This window comes from Sorangium sp. So ce426, from assembly GCF_051475585.1.
GTDB classification, from domain to species: Bacteria; Myxococcota_A; Polyangia; order Polyangiales; family Polyangiaceae; genus Sorangium; species Sorangium cellulosum_B.
The window spans coordinates 9610371-9633619 of the sequence record NZ_CP150341.1 but is presented as its reverse complement, the minus strand read 5'-3'; the positions used below and the strand labels follow the sequence as shown (position 1 = coordinate 9633619).

The window sequence follows — 23249 nt, the reverse complement described above, 5'->3', positions numbered from 1 at the left end:
GCGGCTCACGCCCCCCCGCGCTTCCCGTCCAGCCGCGCCAGCACCGCCCGCGGCGACATCGTCGCCCGGTAGACATAGATCTCCCCGGCCTCGTCGTCGCCCAGCACCTCCTCGCTCACGCGGAGCTGCTTGCCGACCGCGAGCAGGATCCTCGCCGGAAACCCCTTCCGGATCAGCTCGACGCGCCGCCACACCGCGTCCCGGCTCCAGAACCCGAACGCCTCGAGGTACACCTCCTCCCCGGTCTCCGCGTTCAGGAACACCAGGTCGGGGACGCACACCACCTCTCCGGGCAGCGCGAACAGCCGCTCGTTCGGCGACACGGTCCAGGGCGATCCGAGCTTCCTGAACCCCTCGCAGAACGCGTCCAGCTCGGGCGTCGTCTCCGCGAGCTCGCGCCCGTGGTACAGCAGGCCGTCCGCCGGGCCGATCTCGACGGCGAGCGGCTCCTTGTCGCGCCCCCAGCGCAGATCGGCGCGCAGCCGGAACGAGGCGCACGAGAGCACCGACGGCAGGAACATCGCGAGCCGCAAGCCATACCGCTGCACCGCGTCGAACAGGCTGAACGGGCCGTCGAGCGCGATCGTGTAGCCGGAGACCGGATCGCCCTGGACCACGTGGATGAGCCCGTGAAAGCGCGCCGCCCGGAAGATCCGCCGGTAGCGCTGGGCGCTCTCCCCCTCGACGCGGATCGTCACCTGCGTCGCCCGGAGGAGGATCGACTGCGCCAGCGCCAGGTTGTACCGATCCAGCAGGATCTCGGGCGCGTCCGCGGCCGCGCGCCGGAGGATCTCGGCGCCGCGCAGGTCGGCATAGAGGCCCGCCTCGATCGCGGCGGGCGTCGTGCCGAGCCGGGCGGCCACCTCGTCGAGCACGGCGGCCCGGTCGAAGCGGGCGCGGACGTCGAGGGCGCGGTGCGCCGCCGCCGCCGCGTGGAACAGCTCGCGCCGGAGCGCCTCGGGATCGACGCCCTCCTGCACCTCGTACTCGCAGCCGTCCTCGAGCACCTTCCTCAGGCCGAGCGAGGCCACGCGATCCCGCGCGGGCACCTCGATGGCGTCGAGCGCGGCCTCGACGTCGTCGCGGCGCTCGCCGACGCGCTGCGCGAGGATGTCGATGTACGCCCGCGCGACCGGCAGCAGGCGCTCGGCGGCCGCCCCGCGGAGGTACTGCGGGACGACGAGCCCGCCCCGGCGGCGGACGCGGACGAGGTCACTGGTAAGCAATGTGCTCCCGGCGCTTGTCGCTCACCCGCTGCTCGCTCGTGCCGAGGGCCACGAGCTCGTAGAGGATCGCCGTCTTGTTCTCGCTCCGGCGCAGGATGCGGCCGAGCCGCTGGACGTGCTCCCGCACCGAGCCGCTGCCCGACAGGACGATCGCCACGTTGGCCTCGGGCACGTTGACCCCCTCGTTCAGCACCTTCGAGGTGACCACCGCCGACAGCGCGCCGCGGTTGAAGGCGTCGAGGATGGCGCTGCGCTCCTTCACCTTGGTCTGATGGGTGATGGCCGGCAGCAGGAACTGCCGCGAGATCTGGTAGACCGTGGCGTTGTCCTCGGTGAAGACCAGGGTCCGATCGGCGCGGTGGGCGTGGAGCAGCCGGGCGAGGACGTCGATCTTGCCGGGCGCGCACAGCGCGAGGCTGCGCTGGCGGCGGTACGCCTCGAAGGCGCGGCGGCCGGCGTCGGACTGCGAGCTCAGCAGGATGAACTGGCCCCACCCCTCGGGCATGCGGATGCCGTTCGCGCGCAGAAAGCCGATGTACACGGCGCGCGCCGCCTCGTACGCGGCGCGCTCGTCGTCCGAGAGCGGCACATCGAGCCGGACGACGTCGTAGGCCGCGAGGTACTGCCCGGAGAGCTCGGTGATCTCCCGGCGGAAGACGATCGGGCCGATGAGGTCGTCGTAGCCCCGGCCGTCGGCGCGCTCGGGCGTGGCCGTGAGGCCGAGGCGGAAGGGCGCGAGGCACATCTTCGCGGCGAGCGCGTACGACGGGCTCGGCAGGTGGTGGCACTCGTCGAAGATCACGAGGCCGAACCGGGCGCCGAGCCTGTCCATGTGGGCGTGCGCGGAGTCGTACGTGGTCACCGTCAGGTCGAGGACGTCGTGGTAACCGCCGCCGAGCAGGCCGATCGGGACGCCGAACGCGGCGGAGAGCCCGTCGTACCACTGGTTCAGGAGATCCAGGGTGGGGACGACGACGAGCGCGCTGCGCTGCCGCGCGGCGATGGCGAGCGTCGCGACGAACGTCTTGCCCGCGCCCGTCGGGAGCACGACGACGCCCCGGCTGCGCCGCCCGGCCCAGGCGTCGAGCGCCTCGCGCTGGTAGGGGAACGGGTCGTGCTTGGCGAGCGGCGCGAGCGGGAGCGCCTCGTACTTGCGGGCGGCGTCGGTGAACGGGACGCCGCGGGCGCGGAGCCTCAGGACGAGCTCGGCGTAGTCGATCGCCGGCACGCGGTAGACGCGCTCCCGCGCGTCCCAGCGGCAGGACGCGGGCAGGCACGCGGGGTCGAGCGGCGCGCCCTCGGCGGGGTCGCCGGCGTCGCCGCCGTCGGGCTCGCCCGCGCGCTCGTCTGCGTTCGATGGCAGCGCGCTGCTGTCGAGCGCGGGCGCCGCAGCGAGCGCCGGGCGCGGGGCGAGGCCTTCGATGCGGAGGGTGCCGCCCTGGAAGCTCAGGACGATCGGCGCTGTGCGGACCGGCTCGGTCATCGGCGCGCTCTTTTGCCGCGGGCAGGGCCGCGTGCCAAGCGGAGACGGCCGGCGATCAGGCCAGCTCGGTCGGCATGACCGAGGCGCCCCGGAGCGGCGCGCGGTAGCGCACCCAGACGAGGGGGGACTCGTTCAGCGTGATCGTGAGGGCGCTGCCGGCGCTCACCGGGAGCTTGCGGCCGAGCTCGCGGTGGATGTAGCGCGCGATGAGCTCCGGCGTCGAGCGCTTGCCCTCGAACGCGGGGTGCTCGTCGAGGTTCCGGTAGTCGATCTCGGCGAGCACGGCGCGCAGGCTGTCCCGCAGCGCGCTCGTCTCGACCACCTGGCCGAGGGGCGAGAGCTCCTCGCGCTCCACCTCCACGCTGACCGTGTACGTCGCGCCGTGCAGGCGCTGCGCAGGGCCGAACTGCACGCCCTTGAGGCTGTGGGCCACCATGATGTGATCGCGGACGCCGACGGTGTACATGGCTCCACTATACCCGCCGCGCCGGCGCTGGAGGGAGATCCCAATCGCCTGTCACGGCCCACCGGAGTAAGGTGGGGGCGACCCCCCGTCCGGCTCCCGCCGCGGCGGACGGGTTCGTGCGGGACGCAGTGACCGGTTGACCGTTGCGAGGGAGGATCGCCGATGAACAGCGAAGCGAGCGTGCTGGCCCCAGGGTTCCTCATCGCGTCGCCGCCGCTCGGCGATCCGAACTTCGACCGGACGGTCGTGCTGCTCGCGGTGCACAGCGAGGGCGGGGCGCTGGGGTTCGTGGTGAACAGGCCGGCGCCGATGACGCTGGGGGAGCTCCTGTCGTTCGCGGGTTATGGCAACGACCTGAAGGACCCGGCGCCGGTTTACCTCGGCGGGCCGGTCCAGCCGAGCTCGGGGTGGATCCTGTGCCTCGATCCGGCGCTCGGGGCCGAGGAGACGGGGGTGATCCCGGTGGGCTCCCGGGTGCGTGTCACGTCGTCCCGGAGCGCGTTCGACACGCTCGCGGCCGACGCGGTGCGCGGCACGGCCGCCGCCGACCCGCGGCGCAGGACGGTGCTCCTCGGCTACAGCGGCTGGGGGCCCGGCCAGCTCGAGCGAGAGATCGCCGCGGGGGCGTGGCTGCCCGTGGCCCTCGACGAGGGGATCCTGTTCGACGTGGCGGCGGACCAGCGCTGGGAGCAGGCCTATGCGCTGCTCGGCCTGCGCCCCATCGAAGTGATGTCGATGCGCAGCATCGGCGAAGCCTGAGAGCACACGACACGAGAGGAGTCCTATGGAGATCAATATCGGAATCGACGCCAAGAACCGCGAGCTGATCGGCGCGGGGCTGGGACGCGTCCTCGCTGACACGTACACGCTCTATCTGAAGACCCACAACTTCCACTGGAACGTCACGGGGCCCATGTTCCAGACGCTCCACCTCATGTTCGAGCAGCAGTACAACGAGCTGGCGCTCGCCGTGGACCTGGTCGCCGAGCGTATCCGGGCCCTCGGCCTCCCCGCGCCGGGGACCTACAAGCAGTTCGTCGCGCTCTCGACCATCAAGGAGGACGACGGCGTCCCCAAGGCCACGGACATGATCAAGCGCCTCGTCGAGGGCCACGAGACGGTCGCGCGCACGGCGCGTGAGCTCTTCCCCGTGGCCGAGAACGCCAACGATCAGCCCACCTGCGATCTGATCACCCAGCGCCTGCAGGTCCACGAGAAGACCGCCTGGATGCTGCGCAGCCTGCTCGAGTAACCCCCGCGTCGCGGCCGCCGAGCTGCGGAGAGGCGAGGCCTCGATGCAGCCGGCCGGCCGGGAGCGGCTTGACAGCGGTGATCGAAGAGGGAGACGCTGTCGGGTCATGGGTGGAACCTGGGCGAAAGCTGGTTGGATCGGCGGGGTGGGAGCGCTCGTCGCCGCCGGATGCTCGGACCTCATCGGCGCGGACTGGGGACGATACTCGCGCGGCGGCGGAGAGGGCGCGGCGGCCGGGGGCGGCGGCGGCGTGGCGGCCGGGAGCGGCGGAGAGGGCGCGTCGGCCGGGAGCGGCGGCGGCGTGGCGGCCGGGAGCGGCGGTGAGGGCGCGTCGGCCGGGAGCGGCGGCGGCGTGGCGGCCGGGAGCGGCGGTGAGGGCGCGGCGGCCGGGAGCAGCGGTGAGGGCGCGACGGCCGGTAGCGGCGGAGAGGGCGCGGCGGCCGGGAGCGGCGGTGAGGCGGGGGGATGCGGGCTGAACGGCGACGGCGGCGGCGGCGCGGGCGCAGGGGGCGGTCCAATCTCGTCGATGACCCCGAGCTGCCTGACCCTGGCGACGCGGTGCGGACCCGACGGGATCAGCTGCTGCGACAGCAGGCCGGTGGACGGCGGCGCGTATACGAGGAGCTATGAAGACGCGACGGGCTCCGCCGAGCAGAGGCGGGCGATCGTGAACGACTTCTGGCTGGATACCTACGAGATCACGGTCGGCCGGTTCCGCGAGTTCCTCGAGGCGGGGAAAGGAACGCGGAAGAGCCCTCCCGAGGCGGACGCCGGCGGGCACCCGGCGCTGCCTGGCAGCGGGTGGAAAGACAGCTTCGTGCGGTACCTCGAGCCGGACGCGGACACGCTGATAGAGGAGCTGTGGAAGTGCACTCCTCCCGATCGCGACACGTGCAGCGCTCTCGGGGAGCGCTGCTCGACGTGGACCGACGTGGTCGTATCGGATTACGACGAGCGCCTCCCCATGAACTGCATCACCTGGTACGAGGCGATGGCCTTCTGCGCGTGGGACGGCGGGCGATTGCCGACGGAGGCCGAGTGGAACTACGCAGCGGCGGGCGGCGACGAGGAGCGAACGTTTCCTTGGGGCAATACGGACGACGAGGACCGTGCGGTCTTCGGCTGCCATGGGTACACCGAAGCGTCAGGCAGCCCCCCCTGCACGATCGCCGATCTCCTGCCGGTCGGATCGAGATCGAGCGGTGATGAGGCGACCTCCGGGGATGGAAAGTGGGGCCAGGCGGACCTGGCAGGGAGCCTGTGGGAGTGGACGCTGGACGGGTACAGCGACGAGTACCCGATCTCATCGCAGCGCTGCGAACTCTGCGACAACTGCGCGAACCTGACCGCCGGCTCCGAGCGCGTCATGCGCGGCGGGTGCTTCGACGACGATATCAAGAACCTCACGACATCCCATCGCCTCCCCGGCAAACCCGCCGAGCGCTACTACGGCCTTGGCGCCCGGTGCGCGAGGGACAGGTAGCGTCGCCCGCGCGGCGCTCCGGACACCGCGCCCGCGGCGGGCGTGGCGCCTTCATTCCGCTTCCGCCTTCGGACCGGCTCAGCGCGCGCTCTTGACGAGAAACCCCTCGCCGTCGATCGCCACCGCGCGCTCCTTCAGCAGGCGGCCGACGGCCCGCTTGAACGCCTTCTTGCTCAGGCCGAAGAGGGCCCGGATCTCCTCGGGGCTCGAGCGATCGCCGACCCTCGGCGCGCCCGGGCGCGAGAGCCGCGCGAGGATCTCCTGCGCGTCGCTCTCGACCTCCTCGTGCGCGTGACCGCGGAGCGAGAGATCGATCCTCCCGTCGGGCAGCACGCTCGCCACGCGGAACCGCGCCGCCTGGCCGCGGGAGAGCGCGTGCGGCTCGTCGGCGGGGAGCAGGCCGACGAACCTGCGCTCGACGATGACGAAGAGGCCGATCCCCGGCTCGTTGCGCCACGCCTCCCCCTCGACCCACTCGTCGAGATCGAACTCGCCCTGGTCGCGCAGCATCTCGCTCACGCGCATCGTCCCCGCGAGGCGCCCGGTCCTGTCCACGAGCAGCCCCACCGGGTGCCGCTGGCCGACCTGCGGGTCGCGGGTCTGCTCCGCGCGGGGGACGAGCAGCTCCTTGGGCAGGCCCCAGTCGACGAAAGCGCCGAAGGGCGCGACGTCGGTGACCGCCAGGAAGGCGACCTCGCCGAGCGTGACCTTCGGCCGGCGCGTGGTGGCGATGGGGCGATCCTCCGAGTCGAGGTACACGAAGACCTCGAGCTCGTCCCCCTCCCTGGCGCCCTCGGGCACCTCGCTGCGCGGCAAGAGGAGCACCGGCGCGTCCGGGCGCAGGTCGTCTGGATCGGCCGAGAGGAAGGCGCCCGGCGGGCCGAAGCGCCGCACCGGCAGGGTCACCACGCGCCCGAGGAGATGGTCGTACGGCATCGGCGCGCAGTCTTGCACAGGGCGGGGGCGCGCGGTCGGCCGGTCGCGTCTCTTTGGGCGCGATGACCTCCGATCCCACAAATCGGTTGAAGCTGCCTGAAAGACGCTGAATGGTGAGATGCCGAGGCGCCAGAACGCCAGGAGTTGGAACTCCTCCTGGCGCGCTCGATGGTTCGTTTCTCGCTTGAACGACGTGATCGATCGTCCAGGAAGCCGAACGGGGTGAAGCTCCTCCAGGTCCTTCGGCGCGCGCCGCCCGCCGTGGCTCCGCGAGCGACGAACGCGCCCCGCCGGGCGTGGAAGCGACTCGCGGCCGCCGCAGGTCTCCTGCTCGTCGCGCCCCTCGTCGTGGCGCACGGCCGCGTCTGGCTCGACGGCGAGGCGCCGTCCGAGAGCGTCGGCAGCCCCGCGCGCGGCCGGCTGCTGCACGGCCGCCCGCTCCGCCCCTCGGGGCCCGGTCATGTGACCTACTCCTACCTGGGCGCCAGCCTCGGACGCCAGTACGTGCACGGCGCGGTTCGCGACGCGCTGGAAGAGGCGTTCGCCGCGTGCGCGGCCGCCAGGCCAGGGCGGCGCTTCGTCGTGGGGGAGACGGGCCACCGCGATGGCGGCCCGTTCTGGCCTCACCGCACGCACCAGAACGGGCTCAGCGTCGATATCTTCGTCCCGCTGCGCGACGGCGCGGGGCGGCCCGCGGAGGTGTCGGCCTATCCCTGGAACAAGCTCGGTTATGGCCTCGAGTTCGACGCGCAGGGCCGGTCGGGCGAGCTGACGATCGATTTCGACGATCTCGCGCGGCTCCTGTCGGCGCTGGAAGAGAAGGCCAGGTTAAGGAAGCTCCGGATCCAGCGGATCATCCTCGTGCCGGAGTACGTGCCGCTGCTGCTCGCGAGCCCCGCGGGCCGCAAGCTGGGCTCGCTCGCAGGGGCGATCTCCCGCGGCCCGGTGTGGTGGCGGCACGACGAGCACGTGCACATCGATTTTGCGTTCGCGGCCGGCGGCCCGCGCTGAGCGAAGGTATCGACGGCGATGGCGCCGGCGCCGCTCGCGCTGCCGCCCCCAGCCACGACCGAGTCAGGCCCGTCGCTCCCCTCCACGCACGAGGCCGATGGCTTGACGAGCCGGTTCCATGACGTTACCGCTGGGGAGGCCCGCGAGCGGCGCGGGTCGCGCGTCGCGCAGCGGTGAGGCGCGGAGCCCGCCATGGACGACAGCTCCGGATACCGCATGTACGTGTTCCGCAGCGGCCGCCGCGACGTCCCGGGGCGGCGGCTCGTCGACGAGCTGGCGGCCGACCTCCGGGCGATCGCCGGCCCCGGAGGCGCGGAGCGCCCTCGCGACCTCGTGCTCGGCGCCTTGATCCGCGCAGGCGAGCTCGAGTCCCTCCTCGCCGACACCGGCGCGGAGAGCGCCTCGGCGCTGGCGCAGCTCACCGACGATCTCGCCGCCGCGCTGATCCGCGGCGACGGCGCGGGCGCGCTCGCGGTCGCGGGCGGCCAGCCAGCTGGCCACGGACAGCCAGACGTCGGGCCACGGGCGGCCAGACGCCTGGCCACGCCCGAGGCCCTCACGGCCGTCGAGGTCCCGGCGATCGTCTCGACGTCGCCGCCCGAGGGGTTCTCGTTCTACGCGCTCCACCCGCTCGATTTCGCCCGGCTGGCCGAGCGGCTCGCGTCCCCGCCGGCGCCGGTCCGGGTCGTCGGTATCCGCAGCATCGGCACGACGCTGAGCGCGGTGACGGCCGCGGCGCTCCGCGAACAAGGGATCCGGGCCGGCCGCACCACCGTGCGCCCATCAGGTCACCCCTACGACCGCCGCGTCGAGCTCGACGCCGGGCAGATCCGCTGGGTCGAGGACGGCATCGCCGAGGGAGCGCGGTTCTGGGTCGCCGACGAGGGGCCGGGCCTCAGCGGCTCCTCGTTCCTCGCCGCCGGAGACGCCCTGGTCCGCGCGGGCGTCCCGCGCGCCAGCATCGTTTTCCTCGGCTCCCGCGCGCCCGATCCCGACGCGCTCGTCGCGCCGGACGGTGCCCGCCGCTGGCGGTCCTTCCGCTCGGAGCGCGCCGAGGGCGCGGCGCGGCTCCCCGGCGGCGCGGGCGAGCCCATCGGCGCCGGGGCGTGGCGCCGCCGCTGCTATGAGGACGAATCGCGCTGGCCGCCCTCCTGGACGTCCATGGAGCGCCTCAAATACCTCTCCCGCGACGAGCGCCGGATCCTCAAGTTCGAAGGGATGGGCCGCTACGGGGCGGAGTGTCTGGAGCGGGCACACGGCGTCTTCCGGGCCGGCTTCGGGCCGGAGCCGCGCGACGAGGGCGAGGGCTTTCTCTCGTATCCATGGCTCCCTGGGCGGCCGCTCCAGGCCGATGACCTGTCCGCCGCGGAGCTCGAGCGCCTCGCCGACTACTGCGCCTTTCGCGCCTCGGCCTTCCCTGAGCCGAGCCCTGCGGCCGACGAGCTCATTGCGATGGCACGCACCAATTTCTCGCTGGAGATGCGGAGAGAGCTCCCGGGTGAGCTCCACCTGGAGCTCGCGCATCCGGTGATCGTCGATGGCAGGATGGATCCCCACGAGTGGCGCAGGTCCGCCGCGGGCGAGCTGGTCAAGGTGGACGCCTGCGGGCACGGCGACGATCACTTCCTCCCTGGCCCCACGGACATCGCCTGGGATCTCGCCGGCGCCATCGTCGAGTGGCGGATGTCGCGAGGCGCCCGGCGCGCCTTCCTGGAGCGGTATCGGCGCCGCTCCGGCGATGATCCCGAGCGGCGCCTGCCTGCGTATCTCCTCGCCTACACGCTCCTGCGTCTGGGTCACGCCGCGATGGCCGCGGCGTCGCTCGCGGACGAGGGCGAGGCGCTGCGCCTCTCCGCGGCGCGACACCGCTATCGCGCGGCCCTGATCGAGGGCCTCCGCCCCGCGGCCGCCCCGGGGGCGTTTGGCTAGCGCCGCGTGCCGGAGATCGCGCCACGATTCCTGCGACGGCGAGGCGGGCGCCGATGACGTCTCAATGAATCCCATGCTGTTCCGAGTGAGTCACAGCCGAGCGGCTCTCCGGCGTGGCCCAACGCGTCGCCGGCAGCCGTCCGGTTAGCCGCCGCTCTCTCTCGAAGTCATCTTTGCGCCTTGATCGGCTCTCCGGGAGCGGAGCGCGGTGCCGGAGAGCGTCGGCACCGCGACGGTGAGCGCCGGGGAGCTGTGCTTTGCGGTCAGCTCGCCTTAAGAAAAAAGTAGCCACGCAGGGTCATGTGGGAGGGTCGCCATGAGAAATACGCTCGCAAGTCAGGTGCCGGTCTGCATTCCCAAGCTGCCGCCGCCGGAAAAATGGAAGGAGCTGGCCGCGCAGGCGAAGGCCATTCGCCCGGACAACCTGCCGCCGGGCTTCGATCCCGAAGACATCGATCTCACCGAGCAAGGCAAGCTCGCGCTCGTCATCAGGCTGCGGTGGCCGAAGAGGGGGGTGAGGCTCACCGTCGGGTTCCTCGACAATCCGGAGCCCGCGCTGCGGCGCAAAATCCTCGCGTACGCGAACATGTGGAACAAGACTGGCAATATCGAGTTCGTCGAGACGCAGTCCTTCGCGGAGAGCGCGAACGTCCGCATCGCGCGTGGCGCAGGCGGCTACTGGTCGTGGCTCGGCATCGATATCCTCAACCACCCGGGTCAGCCGACGATGAACCTCCAAGGGTTCACGCTGCGCACGCCGGAGTCCGAGTTCAGACGCGTCGTTCCTCATGAGTTCGGCCACACGCTGGGGTTTCCGCACGAGCACCTCCGCGCGCAGCTCGTCGAGCTCCTCGATTTCGAGAAGACGGTCGACTACTTCATGCGGACCCAGGGCTGGAGCCGAGAAGACGTGATCTTCCAGGTGCTGACGCCGCTCGAGGAGAGCTCGTTCTTCGGCACGACCATGCCCGACCAGGAATCGATCATGGCCTACCAGATCCCTGGCGAGTGCACGAAGAGCGGCATACCGATCCTCGGCGGAGAGACGATCAGCGAGACAGACTACGCCTTCGTCGCGCGCGAATACCCGAAGCCCTAGCGCTGAGCCGCGCCGAGCGCTAGGGCCACAGGCGTCCGCCGCGCGCGACCGTCGCGCGCGGCGGATTGATGCTCAGCAGTCTCCGACCGTGAAGGCTCGCCATGAAATCCAGGAAGACCAAGCCAGCTGCTCCCCGCGCTCCCAGGGGAACGAGGCAGCCTGAGATCCCGTCCTCTTCGCCCGTGGAACGCGCCGCGGCGAGCTACCACGTCGTGCTGATCGGTATCGACGTTTACTCCGGCGGAGTCTACCCGCTCCGCGGCTGCGTCAATGACATCGACGAGATCCAGGAGTTGCTGCTGAATCGGCTGGGCGTTCCGGCGGACCGGATAAAGCGGTTCGCCGCCCCTCTGCGCGGCGGCCCGCCACGGCCGACGACGGTGCCGACGCAGAGGCCGACCCGGGCGAACCTGATCGCGGCGCTCACCGCGCTCGGCGATGAGGTGAAGCCGGGCGACCGGGTGTTCATCTATCACTCCGGTCACGGCACGCGGAGCGAGGTGATCGATCCGAGGGACAACGGTCGCTACTATCGCGAGGCGCTGCTGGCGACGGACAGCAATGTGGCGGAGGGGGAGAGGCTCGTCTTCGATTGGGAGCTGAACAGGCTGCTCGGGAAGATCGCGGAGCGAACGCCGGCCGTGACGGTGGTGCTCGATTGCTGCTTCTCCGCGGGGGCGACGCGCGCCGCGCCGGAGAAGGGGGCACGCCCGCGGTACGTGAAGTCGCCGCGGCCGATCGTGCTTCGGCCCGAGATCGCGCCGCCTCCGGCGACGGGGGAGCGAGGTGCAGCGAGGAGGCTGGGCGTCGGTTCGGGTGATTTCATGGTGGTAGCGGCCTGCCTCGACGACGAGCGGGCCCGCGAGTCGGACGGCAGCGGCGGTGGGCCTCCCGCGCCGGGCCGGCAGCAAAAGACGCATGGCCTGCTCACGCGGGCGCTCGTCGAGCAGCTGAGCGCGCTCGAGGATACCACGCTGTCGGAGCTGCGCTGGGGCCAGATCTGGCGCACGGTGGCCGCCAGGGTGGAGGCGATGAACGCGTACCAGCACCCGTGGCTCTCGAGCAACCCGGTGAGACGGGTGTTCGGCGGGCCGCCGGAGGCGGGCGACATCGGCTATTCCGTGACCTTCGACGCGGCGAGCGCGACCTATCGACTCAACGCGGGATCCCTGGTGGGCGTGACCGAGGGCGCGGTCGTGGCGCTCTATCCAGAGCTGGGGTCGCCAGGGGCGGCGGCCGTATTCCCGCCGGTCGGCACGCCGGAGGATCTGAGAGAGCGAATCGGCCTCGTTCGCGTGATTTCGACCGGCCGCGCGACGTCGGATGCGAAGGCCGATCCTGCGATGCCACCGCCTTCGTCGCCTCCGAGCGCGGTCTTGCGCGGTCGATTGATCCGGCCCGGAGTGGGAGCGAAGCTCGTGGTGGCGCTCGCACCATACGACGAAGCGATGGCGAACCGGCTCGCCGCCTCGCCGTTCCTGGAGATCGCGAAGGCGGGGGACAAGGGCCAGATCACGCTGGTGCAGCGCTCCGACAAGGCGTGGGCGATCACCGACGACATCTACGGGACCGGGGAGGAGCCCGGGCCGCCCGTGCCCACGCTGCCCTTCCTGGCGAACACCGCGCCGGCGGCCGGCGCCGCGGACATCGCGGTCGCTCTGGTGGAGCACTATTACCTGTACGCCGCGCCCCTGCGAATCGCGCGCAACTGCACCGATCTGGCCGATTGCCTCGAGATGAGGCTCCTCGATTGCAACGAGCAGCGCGGAGTGCTGCCACCGGAGCTGGTCCACAATCCGCCGCTGCCGGAGCTGCAGCCGGCCAAACAGCCCAATTACGAGGTGAAGGCGGGGCGCTTCGACGCGGTGAACGACAGGTGGATCGCGCTCGGGGACTGCTACTGTATCCAGATCGAGAATACATCGGACATTGACCTGTGGCTCACGCTCGTCAATTGCGACAGCGAGGGGCGGGTGAACATCCACGCGAGTCGCTACCCCATCGCGAGGAAGAGCCGGAAGACCTTCTGGTCTTCCTCCGGCGTCCTCGGGGATCCGATGTGCGCGACGCTCTCGGCGGGACAATCGCTCGGGGTGGATCGCTTCGTGGCGATCGCGACGACGAACAACACAGCGTCGCTCGATTATCTCAAGCGTGATACGTCCTTCGCCGAGATAGCGAGCGGCGTCGGGGAAAGGGGCGAGCACCCGCGCGGCGCATCGGAGCGCTGGACCGCGGCCGTCGTGGTGGTGCGAATGACAGCGACATAGAGCCACTTCGGATCGGGGGTCGAGCGGTGAAGATGGCAGGATGGATCCCCACGAGCAGCGCAGGTCCGCCTCGGGCGAGCTCGTCTCGCCTACGCGCTCCTGCGGCTGGGTCACGCCGCTATGGCTGCGGCGTCGCTCGCGGACGAGGGCGAGGCGCTGCGCCTGTCCGCGGCGCGCCACGCCATCGCGCGGCCCTGATCGAGGGCCTCCGCCCGGCGGCCGCCTCGGGGGCGCTCGGCTAGAACAACGATCACGTTGAAACCCGGAGAATTTTCACAGGGAGGCGGGGAGGCGGGGAGGAAGAAAAGAATGATTTTCTCCCTCTTGCCGTCTCTCGCTCCCCGCCTCCCCGCCTCCCTGTGAAATTCCTGCTTTTTCTCGTGGTTTCAACCCGTTTGTCGCTCTAGCGTCGCGTGGCAGAAATCCCGCCAGGGATCGGGGACGCCGGGAGGACGCCCGGAACCAAGGCGCGCGCGAAGCCCCGCACGCCTGTCATGGGCGCGGCGTTTCGGCACCGGACGGAGTGACACGACGTGTGCCCGGATGTTTACAGGGGAGCATCCGAAATGACACTGCGTGTGCCCGGACGTTTACAGGAGGGCATCCGAAATGACACGACGTGTGCCCGGACGTTTACAGGAGAGCATCCGAATCCTTGGCGGCGTGGCCGAGCACGAGGCGGAAGGCGCGCGCCGGTGGACAGGGGGAGCGGTGCGGCAGTAGGACTGAGCATGGCGAAGCGGAAGGGCGCGAGATGGCTGTGGGCCGGGTGGGCGCTCACGGCGGGCGGGTGCGGGTGGTTGGCGGGGCTGGAGCCCAGCTACTCCGTGGTGGCGGCGGGCAGCGGCGGGAGCGGAGGAGCCGCAGGCGCAGGCGGCGAGGCAGGCGGCGCGGGAGCGGCGGAGACGGCGGGAGCGGCGGAGACGGCGGGAGCGGCGGAGACGGCGGGAGCGGCGGAGACGGCGGGAGCGGCGGAGACGGCGGCAGCGGCGGAAGCGGCGGAGTCGGCGGGAGCGGCGGAAGCGGCGGCAGCGGCGGAGGCGGCGGCAGCGGCGGAGTCGACGGGAGCGGCGGGAGCGGCGGAGACGGCGGCAGCGGCGGAGACGGCGGAGACGGCGGAGACGGCGGGGGCGTGGAGGTGGAGTGTACGCCCGGGGGAAAGGAGTGCGTGGACCAGGCGTGCGTGGAGGGGAAGTGCCGCGGGGAGTGCGGGCCGGAGCAGGTGCGGTGTACGGCGACCGACAACCGGCCGCAGCGCTGCGATGAGCGCGGGGAATGGGAGGATGCGGCGCCGTGTGGAGCGGCAGCGCCAGCGTGCGACCGAGGGATGTGCGTGCCGCGGAGCTGTGTCGGGCTGACGGAGACGTGCGGTCCTGGGCGCAACGAGAGCTGCTGCGCGACGGGTGCGGCGATACCTGCGGGAACGTTCAACCGGAGCAACGACCCGGCGTATCCGGCGACGGTGAGCGGCTTCCTGCTGGACAGGTACGAGGTGACCGTGGGACGGTTCCGGAAGTTCGTGGAGGCCTATCCCGGGAGCAAGCCCAGGGCAGGAGCAGGAGCGCACCCGAAGATCCCGGGGAGCGGGTGGAACGCGGCGTGGGACAGCAGCCTGCCCGCCGGCGCAGCGGCATTGAAGACCGCGGTGAAGTGCGAGTCGACCTACCAGACATGGACGGATGGCTCCGGCGCGAACGAGCACCTTCCGATGAACTGCCTGGACTGGTACGTCGCGTTCGCGTTCTGCGCGTGGGACGGAGGCCGGCTGCCGACGGAGGCGGAGTGGAACTACGCGGCGGCGGGAGGCGGCGGAGCGGACGGGCAGCGGGTATATCCGTGGTCGATGCCGCCGAGCTCGACGACGATCGACAGCTCGTACGCGGTGTATGGCTGCGGGCCCGACGTTTCGTGCGCGTTCAGCGATGTTCTGGCGGTCGGGTCGAAGTCGCCGAAGGGCGATGGAAAGTGGGGTCAGGCGGACCTGGGCGGGAGCCTGTGGGAGTGGGTCCTGGATTGGTACGAGAACCCGTACGACCCATCGTGCAATGATTGTGCAAATCTAACCCCCTCCTCGGACCGGGTGATCCGGGGCGGGGGCTTCTACGTCGGTGCGTCGGAGCTGGTCTCGTCCTTCCGCGTCGACTTCGACCCGGCGTTCCGCGCCCGCGGCGTCGTGGCCCGGTGCGCGAGGACGCCGTAGATCCGCGAGCCGCGCGCCCCGGCGCCGCCGCTCGACATCGACGGCTGGTACTCCGTCGAGGAGCTCCTGGCGACGGGCGTGACGGGCTCGGGCTGGTAGGAGCGAGCGCGCGGAGCGGCCAGCGCTCTCGCGTCGCGCGGCTCACCCTTCCGGTGTCACCGGTGGCCCGCGCAGGCGACCGATCGTCTCGTGGACGACCCGGGCCGCCACCTCGTCCACCTCATCCCCTTGGAGCGACGGCGTTCGTGCCGGCACGGGGTGCTCAGAGCCGCTGGGGTCGCGACAGAAATCCCCGCCAATCGGATCGAAACCCCCGCCCTGTCGAGGCCGCAAGAGGGGTGATACTCCTCTGCTGAAGGCGGCCCGGGCGACCCGTCCGCCGAGGAGAAGGCGTGATGAAGACGGACGAGCACGGGAAACACGCAGCGAACTTCGGGCGCGAGCGAGCGTTGAGCTACGACGACCAGGTGCGCCGCTTCTGGCCGGCTTATGGCGTCATGCAGCAGGTCATCGCCGAGGTGATCGCCGCTGCGCTCCCCGACGAGGAGGCCGCGTCGCTGCTGATCGTCGGCGTCGGGACCGGGAGCGAGGTGAAGCCGCTCGCGCGTTATGCGGGGGCCGGCGTTCGTTTCACGGGCGTCGACCCCGCGCCGGAGATGGTCGCCGTCGCGAGAGAGAAGCTCGCGGCGGAAGGCCTCCTCGAGCGGACGAGCCTGCATGCCTGCGAGCTGCGCGATCTCGCGCGCGGGCCCTTGTTCGACGGCGCCCAGATGATCGGCGTCCTGCACCACGTCCCGGGCGACGAGGCGCGCCTCGAGCTCCTGCGGGAGGTCGCCGGGCGCCTGAAGCCGGGGGCGCCGTTCGTGATCGGCTGTCGGACTGGAGACGATCCGCTGCTGAGCGCCGTCGAGGACCGGCGGGCCCTCGCGGAGGGGCGGCCGCCCGAGGCGGCGGAGCAACGACGGAAGGCCATGGCGTCGTTGAAGATGCCGGCCTCGGACGCCGAGGTCTTCGCGCTCCTCACCCAGGCAGGCTTCATTGCGCCTCGCCTGATCTTCTGCGAGCTGCAAATCAAGACCTGGGTGACGCGCTACGAGCCATCCACGCTCGGCGCGTGACGCGGCGACACGCGGGGCATGCTGCTCTGGCGGGCTTCGGGCGCCGGTCCGACCGTACGGCCACGCTGCGCGCGCTGGTTGACATAGAGAACCTTACATGACCGCCTCTGCCGGCGGGATCACACCGGCCCAGCACGGACGGACGCGCGCGGCCGAGGCGCAGGCCGTGGGTGGCTCGGCCGCGGCGGGATCCAGCCCCGTGGAATCAACCGTTCTCTGGCCACCAAGCGCCCCGGCGCGCCGCCGCACGGCGCCGTTGCGCTCCACGAACCCGCTCGGTACCCTCGGAGGGAAAAATGACGTCCACCGCGCCGCGGGGCTGCTGCGAGAGGAGCCGTGTCGACCGTTCGGCTCCCCCTTTGACCGGAGCCCTGCCTCCCGCCGCCGCTCCCTCCGGCCCGATGAACAAACGGCGCGGCGCCCCGTCCGCCCTCCGAGGCATGTCGCGCTCAGCGGCGCGCACCGACATGCGAATCAAGCACCACGCCAGGGCCGAACGCCGTGGCTTCGCCGACCGATGAAAGGAGTTGTGACGACATGAAGAGGTTCTTGGGTCTTTTTGCCGCCCTGGGCTGCTCCCTCGCCACCTCGCTCGCGCTCGCGGATCCTCTCCCTGTGACCGGCCAGTGGCGGACGATCGATGAGCAGGGGGTCGAGCAGTCGGTGGTCGAGATTTACGAGAGGGGCGGGAAGATCTTCGGCAAGATCGTGAGCCTGAAGCAGCCGCTCGACGAGAAGGGGAAGCCGAAGATCTGCACCGCCTGTGAGGGGGCCGACAAGAACAAGCCCATCGTGGGGCTCGTCATCATCAGGAACATGGTCCGCGATGACGACGAGTACGACGACGGTACGATCCTGGATCCGAACAACGGCGAGACCTATAGCTGCAAGCTCGAGGCGATCGAGGGCGGCAAGAAGCTCAAGGTGCGCGGCTTCCTGGGCATCTCCCTCCTCGGCAGGACCCAGACCTGGCTGAAGAAGTAAGATTTTTCATCGACCAGCCGTCGGCCGCGCGCGGGCGGCGTGGGGGCGGCGGCCGCCGCGCGACGTGCTACACCGCGGGCTCACGCTGGACCTCCGGGGCGATCGCCCCCCGAGCATCGGTATGACTCAGCCCCAGCCCGGCAATCCTCTTCACGGTGTCACGCTCCAGATGATCCTCGAGCACCTGGTCGCGCAGCATGGCTGGGAGCAGCTCGGGCGCATGATCGACATTCGCTGCTTCAAGTACGATCCCAGCATCAAATCGAGCCTTCACTTCCTGCGACGGACCCCGTGGGCCCGGCAGCAGGTGGAGGCCCTCTACCTGCGGGACAAAGCCAAGCCCATCCCGTGACCGGCCCGCTCGATCGCACGCCGAGCACCGGGATCCGGGAGCGGCGCTGTGTCGTCAGGCGCCCGGGGCGCGCACGAACTGCTCGTAGACCACGAGCGTGACCGGCTTGTCGGTGGCGACCTTGACGAGGATGCTCTTGACGCGCAGCCATTCGAGGCCGGTCTTGCCGGCGCCCACGCGCGGCACGCCGATCCGCGCGATCCCCGCTCCGGCGGCGTGCGTCACCATCGCGGCGAGCGAGCGCTCGAGCGCGGCGAGCGAGGGCCTCTTCGTCGCGTTCTCCTGGATCGCGAGGGTGTACACCGTGTCGCCGCCCTCGCTCCAGACGAAGGCCTCCCCGAGCTGGAGCTTCCGCTCGGCGCTCCGCTGCTCGAACGCCGGGAGCAGGCCCGGCCAGCGCTTCTTGAAGGTCACGGAGATCCCCGTGTCCATCGTGCCCACGCAGCTCACGCCGTGCGCGTACGCGTGGAGATCCGGGGTGTTGAGGAGATCGCCCTTGGTGAAGATCGTCGGCACGCGGCGCACCCTAGCACCGCCGCGGTCGGCTTCGTGAGATCCCGACGGGCCCGCGAACGCGAGGCGAGCAGCCGCCTGTGCCCCCGCCACCTCGAGCGCGCCGTCCCGGCCCGCCCGGTACGTCCGCACCGGCATCCCCCGTGCCACGGCGAGCTCCCCAGGCGCGGCCCTTGACCGCTGGGCCCGGGTCAGGGCCATGCCTTCCGACGGGGTGCGATCCGAGCTCGGCTGCCGGGGCAACTCTACCGGGATCGCGAGCGCCGGCGCCGCACGCCGAGCGCGGCCGCCGCGATCGTGAAGAGCGAAGCGTACGACGCGCCCCGCGGCGACTCGCCGCCGGTCACGCGGCAGCCGCAGCCGCCGTCATCCTCGCTGCCGCCCGCGCCGCCGGTACCGGTCGTGGCGGCCGTTGTCGCGGATGTCGTGTCGCCGCCAGTGCCCATACCGCCGGTGCCATCGCCGCCGGTGCCGCCGGTGCCATTGCCGCCGGTGCCATTGCCGCCGGCGCCGCCGCTGCCATTGCCGACGGTGCCGCCGCTACCATTGTCGCCGGTGCCGCCGGTGCCATCGCCGCCTGCGCCGCCGGTGCCATCGCCGCCTGCGCCGCCGGTGCCATCGCCGCCTGCGCCGTTGCCGCCGGCGCCACCCATGCCACCCCCGCCGCCCGCGCCGGACGCGTCGCAGGCATCGCCCATGCCATTGCCATTGGAGTCCGCCTGGCCGGGGTTCGGTGCGGTCGAGCAGTTGTCGCAGGCGTCGCCGACGCCGTCCGCATCCACATCCGACTGCGCCATATTGGCCACGATCGGGCAGTTGTCGCAGGCGTCGCCGACGCCGTCGGCGTCGGCGTCGATCTGCGCGGTGTTGGACACCGTGAGGCAGTTATCCATGCTGTTGAGGACCGTGTCGAGGTCGATGTCGGCGGCGCTCGGCACGGCGCACGCGGTCCAGGTCGTCGCCCAGGGCTCGCTGGTCTCGTCGCGGCCGTTGACGCCATTGCTGTCCATCATGACCTGGCCGGTCTCCGCGAGGTCCACGCGACACGTGTTGACCGTTGTCGCATTCATCGACAGGGGCGCGTGCAGCGCGGGAATGTCCGCCGTATCCGGCAGATACGTCGAGTCGTTGACCGTGACGCCCGTCTTGTTCACCGGTGCCTGGGTCCCCGCCGTTCCATAAAACACGTAATCGACGTCGGTCACGAGGTTCGTCATGCCATCCCAGTAAAACAGAATGACCGGCTCGCCCCCGTTGGTGAACCCCCACGCGGTGCCGACCCCGTTCATGACCGGTACGAGCATGTCAGGGACAGCGGGGCTCGTCGTGGTCGCGTCGCCCGTTGCGATCTCGTACGTGGGATAGACCCCGTACCCGGTGAACGCGCTCGTCGCGCCGCACGAGGTCCGGAAGCACTCGCCGCCGGCGATCGACACGTACTGGGTCTCACCCGGCTGGATGACAGCACCGGCGGGGAATCGCACGATGAAGTCGCTGGTGCCGGCGGGTGCCCCGGCGATGACCACGTTGTGGTAAGTATTGTAATCGGCGAGATAGTAATCGGTCAGGACGATCGGCGTGTCTCCGGGGTTCCGGATGGCGACGGACTCGGCCTGTGTCGGAGAGACGACGACCTCCATCAGAAGGAGCTTCTCCGCCGCGGCGTACGCCGCCGCTGGAAGCAAGACCATCGTGGAGAAGGAGAGAATCGATGCGAGGCGCTTCATGGGGCGTACCCTAGACCAAACCCGGAGAGAGTGAAAGGCCCAGGGGCCGCCCCGATGCGGGTTAACCCGGCGGATCTGCTGAATTATCCAGGGCGTTTGGGGGGCCCGACGGAGATCCCGTATCCAGCCGCGGTCCGGGTCGGACGCGACGAGAAGACGGCAGTGGGTGGACCGTCATCTAGACGACGTTGTCGAGCAGCCGCTTCGCAGCTGTCTCGATGACGTCACACAGATTCAAGACCAGGACCTGGGAACAGCCGACTCGACCTCCGGCGCGCTGCAGCGATGTCCGACGCGCAGGAGGTCGTCGTGCAGTAGCCGCTACCTGCCTGCACGATCGCGGGCGCAAGCTGGAGAACCGCGTACCCTTTGGCCGGGTCAACGTGTCACTGGATCGCCTCCAGTGCGTGCAATCTGTGTTCGGGGCTCACCATGGCGGGTTCGCCCGTTAGCTCGATCTCCGCCCAGTGCACCTTGCCGGGGAAGCGGTTGTTCCCGCTACCCGCAAAGTCGGGGCACAACGGGCCGCCGGTCTTCTTGCCGACCATCAGGAAGGCGTCCACGTTGAAGATGATCGGATTGGTCTTGAGGATATGGCCCGGCGGCATATCCTTCGGTGTATAGTTGAGCGGGTCCTCACCGATGGCCGGGAACGGGACGAGCGTGAGCGTCTTGAAGTCGTTCTCCCTGGGCCACTTGATGAGGAGCTCCACCCTGCCGCCCTCGCCAGTATCCGTGCCTGTGTAGGTAAACTTCATGCGGACCTCGTACGCTTCGGACAGAGGCAGCAGCAGAGATTCGGCTTGGACGTAGTACCGTTCGAGCCCAAGGTAGTTGTAGACGTAAGTAAGCCTTGCGTTTTTGACATAGAGGCCAAAGCCGCCGAAATCGTTGCCCCGGGCGAGGATCACGCCGTTCGGCGCTTCCCCGTGGGGGCCCTCGATCTTTGCCGTGATCATGAATGAGCGGTTGAAGTTGTTGATCACGCACGGGTCGGAGACGAAACTGCCGTCGACGTACCTCTGCTTCGCGTCGACCGGAGGGGGCGACTGTTCTAGGCGCTCTGTCTTTTCGTCGTTGAGGGGAAAGACGTTATATCGGGCCGCGGTGATCTCAAAAAGGTTCTTCAGCTGCGCTAGCCTTTCGGGCTCCCTTTGGGCGAGGTTGTTTGCCTGGGTCCAGTCCACCTTACGCGGCGACTTCTCGCCCCACGGGTACGTGTAGTAGAGCTCCCACGTATCCTTCTCGTAGTCCGGGTTGGATTCCCAGTCCCAGGGTTTCGAGTGGAGGGTGACGGCGGTCCAGCCGTTATGGTAGATGCCACGGTTGCCAAACATCTCGAAGTACTGGGTCGTGCGGAACTCGGGCGCATTCTGCTCCCTGAACGTCCGGAGGAAGCTCGTACCCTCGATGGGCATCTGCAGCACTCCGTCGACGCTCAACGGCTCCGGCAATCCGGCCGCTTCGAGGATCGTCGGAAGTACATCGATCACGTAAGTGAATTGGTGGCGCAGCCCCCTGTCGCCCCGGTCGATGTGGCCTGGCCAATGGACGATCATGCCGTTGCGCGTGCCGCCGAAGAAGCTGGCGACTTGCTTGGTCCACTTGTACGGCGTGCACATGGCCTGGGCCCAGCCGATGGCATAGTGATTGTACGCTTCCTTGGTGCCGAACTTGTCTATGTTGTCCTTGATGATCGTCTTTTGCTCGTCGAGCGATTTCTGGATGCCATTGAAGCCGATCATCTCGTTGAAGGTGCCCATGAAGGTGCCTTCGGCGGAAGCGCCGTTGTCGCCGAGGATGTAGATGATCAGCGTGTTATCCATGAGGTGGAGGTCCTCGAGCGTCTTGATCACCCTGCCGACCTCCTCGTCGGTCTGTTGGAGGAAAGAGGCGTAGAGCTCCATCTCGCGGCGCAGGGAATCCCTCATGCCGTCGAACATTTCATCGTCCCACTTTGGAACGTCTTCGTTGACCGCCGCCTCCGCGTCCTCTGGAATGACGCCAAGGGATTTTTGTTTCTTGCAAATCGTCTCGCGCAGCTCGTCCCAGCCCTTGGCGAAGTCCTCGTTGTCCTTGTACTCGTCAAGCCAGTCGTCCGGGATCTGGTGGGGCGCATGGGTCGCGCCGGGCGCGAAATAGATGAAGAAGGGCTTGTCCGGCGCCATGGCCGTCTGCTGCTCGATCCACTTGATGGTCTGGTTTGTCAGATCCGTGGTCAGGTGGTAGTCCCCGTCGTGAGGCGTTTCGATGTAGGTCGTTCCATCGTAGAGGGTAGGGTAGAACTGGTTGGTTTCGCCTGCCACGAAGCCATAGAACTTCTCGAAGCCCATGTAGGTGGGCCAGTGGTCGAAGGGCCCCGATGGGCCGGTCTCCCAGACGGGCACCTCGTGGCACTTGCCGAAGTGAGCCGTCGAGTAGCCGTTGTACCTGAGGATCTTGGCGATCGAGGCGGCGGTGTTGGGGATCATCGAGGTGTAGCCAGGCGCGCCGGTATACAGCTCGGTGATGCAACCCATGCCCACGGAGTGGGGGTTGCGGCCAGTCAGCAAGGCGGCGCGCGTCGGGCTGCACAGGGCTGTCGTGTGGAAACGGGTGAATCTGAGTCCGCCTTCGGCGAGCCGCTTGGCTGTCGGGGTATGAATGACCCCCCCGAAGGGCTCCGCGGCGCCGAAGCCGACATCGTCGAGCAGGATGAGGAGCACGTTGGGGGCTTTCGAGGGCGGTCTGATCGGCTCGATGGGAGGGAAGTGGGAAGCTGGGTCCTGGGCGTTGTACATCACCGGGCCGACATAGGGACGATCCGGAATCGGCAGGATTTCGCGCTTCAGAAGGTCTCGATCCAACGGCATGGGTGACTCCTTTCGATGGGAAGTTGCCAAGGAATATATGAAATGATTGAAGGTATGGAAAATGGTACTGGATGAAGCTCTCGGAGCGCTCAGGAAGAATAGCTCGCTGATTTCAGGAACACGATACGTCCGAGACGTCCATCAAAGGCGGCGCATCAGGGCCTTCAGCGGCGTCCTCCCTCTGATCCACCCCTCTAACCTCATCCCGATCCACGGCGCTATATCGTGAGGACGTATTCCTGGCCGACATGACGGCCGATTCCGAGCGCACGTGACGGCTCGTCCCGAGGGGACGTGACGGCCGTTCCGACGGGGGTGACGGCCCGCCGGCGGCGCTCGCGGTCGCGG

General features: G+C 69.8%; 18 protein-coding genes. 11 read left to right on the top strand and 7 right to left on the bottom strand.

From position 1 onward, the window contains the following. Positions 1-5 precede the first annotated feature (5 nt). From WMF44_RS36115 to WMF44_RS36105, 3 genes are read right to left on the bottom strand one after another with little or no spacing between them, the layout of a single operon-like run. Positions 6-1226 carry a DUF790 family protein gene (locus tag WMF44_RS36115; RefSeq protein ID WP_437294586.1) on the bottom strand — a complete coding sequence of 407 codons (1221 nt, stop codon included), beginning with the start codon at positions 1224-1226 and terminating at the stop codon, positions 6-8. After that, the gene (locus WMF44_RS36110) at positions 1213-2709 is read right to left on the bottom strand and encodes a DEAD/DEAH box helicase (protein WP_437294585.1); all 1497 of its coding nucleotides are present in this window, start codon (positions 2707-2709) and stop codon (positions 1213-1215) included. Before WMF44_RS36110 ends, WMF44_RS36115 begins: the two co-directional genes overlap by 14 nt. A gap of 55 nt (positions 2710-2764) precedes the next feature. Beyond that, entirely contained in the window at positions 2765-3175 is a 411-nt protein-coding gene (locus WMF44_RS36105; RefSeq protein ID WP_012239418.1) for a 6-pyruvoyl trahydropterin synthase family protein, read from the bottom strand. 162 nt (positions 3176-3337) lie between these two features. Between WMF44_RS36105 and WMF44_RS36100 the strand changes: the two genes are divergently transcribed. From WMF44_RS36100 to WMF44_RS36090, 3 genes are all read left to right on the top strand, one after another. Continuing rightward, entirely contained in the window at positions 3338-3934 is a 597-nt protein-coding gene (locus WMF44_RS36100; protein ID WP_437294584.1) for a YqgE/AlgH family protein, read from the top strand. Between the two features lie 25 nt (positions 3935-3959). Next, complete coding sequence (locus WMF44_RS36095) at positions 3960-4427, top strand: Dps family protein (RefSeq protein ID WP_157907930.1); 468 nt, start codon at positions 3960-3962, stop codon at positions 4425-4427. 145 nt (positions 4428-4572) lie between these two features. Further along, complete coding sequence (locus tag WMF44_RS36090; protein ID WP_437294583.1) at positions 4573-5910, top strand: formylglycine-generating enzyme family protein; 1338 nt, start codon at positions 4573-4575, stop codon at positions 5908-5910. A 78-nt stretch (positions 5911-5988) separates the two neighbouring features. Here the strand turns inward: WMF44_RS36090 and WMF44_RS36085 are convergent, their stop codons facing one another. Beyond that, the gene (locus tag WMF44_RS36085; protein ID WP_437294582.1) at positions 5989-6846 is read right to left on the bottom strand and encodes a CvfB family protein; all 858 of its coding nucleotides are present in this window, start codon (positions 6844-6846) and stop codon (positions 5989-5991) included. A gap of 222 nt (positions 6847-7068) precedes the next feature. On the opposite strand from WMF44_RS36085, the gene WMF44_RS36080 reads away from it, so the two are divergent. The 8 genes from WMF44_RS36080 to WMF44_RS36045 all read left to right on the top strand — a co-directional run bounded on the left by WMF44_RS36080 (position 7069) and on the right by WMF44_RS36045 (position 17809). Beyond that, complete coding sequence (locus WMF44_RS36080) at positions 7069-7857, top strand: penicillin-insensitive murein endopeptidase (RefSeq protein WP_437294581.1); 789 nt, start codon at positions 7069-7071, stop codon at positions 7855-7857. Between the two features lie 192 nt (positions 7858-8049). Continuing rightward, entirely contained in the window at positions 8050-9786 is a 1737-nt protein-coding gene (locus WMF44_RS36075) for a hypothetical protein (RefSeq protein ID WP_437294580.1), read from the top strand. Between the two features lie 316 nt (positions 9787-10102). After that, on the top strand, positions 10103-10885 hold the full coding sequence (locus WMF44_RS36070; RefSeq protein WP_437294579.1) for a M12 family metallopeptidase: 783 nt from the start codon (positions 10103-10105) through the stop codon (positions 10883-10885). A gap of 182 nt (positions 10886-11067) precedes the next feature. Continuing rightward, positions 11068-13155: a caspase family protein gene (locus WMF44_RS36065; RefSeq protein WP_437294578.1), complete on the top strand. Its 2088-nt coding sequence runs from the start codon at positions 11068-11070 to the stop codon at positions 13153-13155. A gap of 754 nt (positions 13156-13909) precedes the next feature. Next, complete coding sequence (locus WMF44_RS36060) at positions 13910-15355, top strand: formylglycine-generating enzyme family protein (protein WP_437294577.1); 1446 nt, start codon at positions 13910-13912, stop codon at positions 15353-15355. Positions 15356-15750: 395 nt separating this feature from the next. Continuing rightward, positions 15751-16473, top strand: a complete 723-nt coding sequence (locus WMF44_RS36055; RefSeq protein WP_437294576.1) for an SAM-dependent methyltransferase — start codon at positions 15751-15753, stop codon at positions 16471-16473. 537 nt (positions 16474-17010) lie between these two features. Then, positions 17011-17457, top strand: coding sequence for a DUF2147 domain-containing protein (locus tag WMF44_RS36050; RefSeq protein ID WP_437294575.1), 447 nt, complete (start codon positions 17011-17013; stop codon positions 17455-17457). A gap of 121 nt (positions 17458-17578) precedes the next feature. After that, positions 17579-17809, top strand: coding sequence for a VF530 family DNA-binding protein (locus WMF44_RS36045; RefSeq protein ID WP_437294574.1), 231 nt, complete (start codon positions 17579-17581; stop codon positions 17807-17809). A gap of 54 nt (positions 17810-17863) precedes the next feature. On the opposite strand, the gene WMF44_RS36040 is transcribed toward WMF44_RS36045, so the two are convergent. The 3 genes from WMF44_RS36040 to WMF44_RS36030 all read right to left on the bottom strand — a co-directional run bounded on the left by WMF44_RS36040 (position 17864) and on the right by WMF44_RS36030 (position 22901). Beyond that, positions 17864-18325 (bottom strand): macro domain-containing protein, encoded by a 462-nt coding sequence (locus WMF44_RS36040; protein ID WP_437294573.1) that lies wholly within the window; start codon positions 18323-18325, stop codon positions 17864-17866. A 242-nt stretch (positions 18326-18567) separates the two neighbouring features. Then, positions 18568-20049 (bottom strand): thrombospondin type 3 repeat-containing protein, encoded by a 1482-nt coding sequence (locus tag WMF44_RS36035; RefSeq protein WP_437294572.1) that lies wholly within the window; start codon positions 20047-20049, stop codon positions 18568-18570. 386 nt (positions 20050-20435) lie between these two features. Next, a complete protein-coding gene (locus tag WMF44_RS36030) occupies positions 20436-22901 on the bottom strand; it encodes an arylsulfatase (protein ID WP_437294571.1) in 2466 nt (821 codons plus the stop codon). Positions 22902-23249 lie beyond the last annotated feature (348 nt).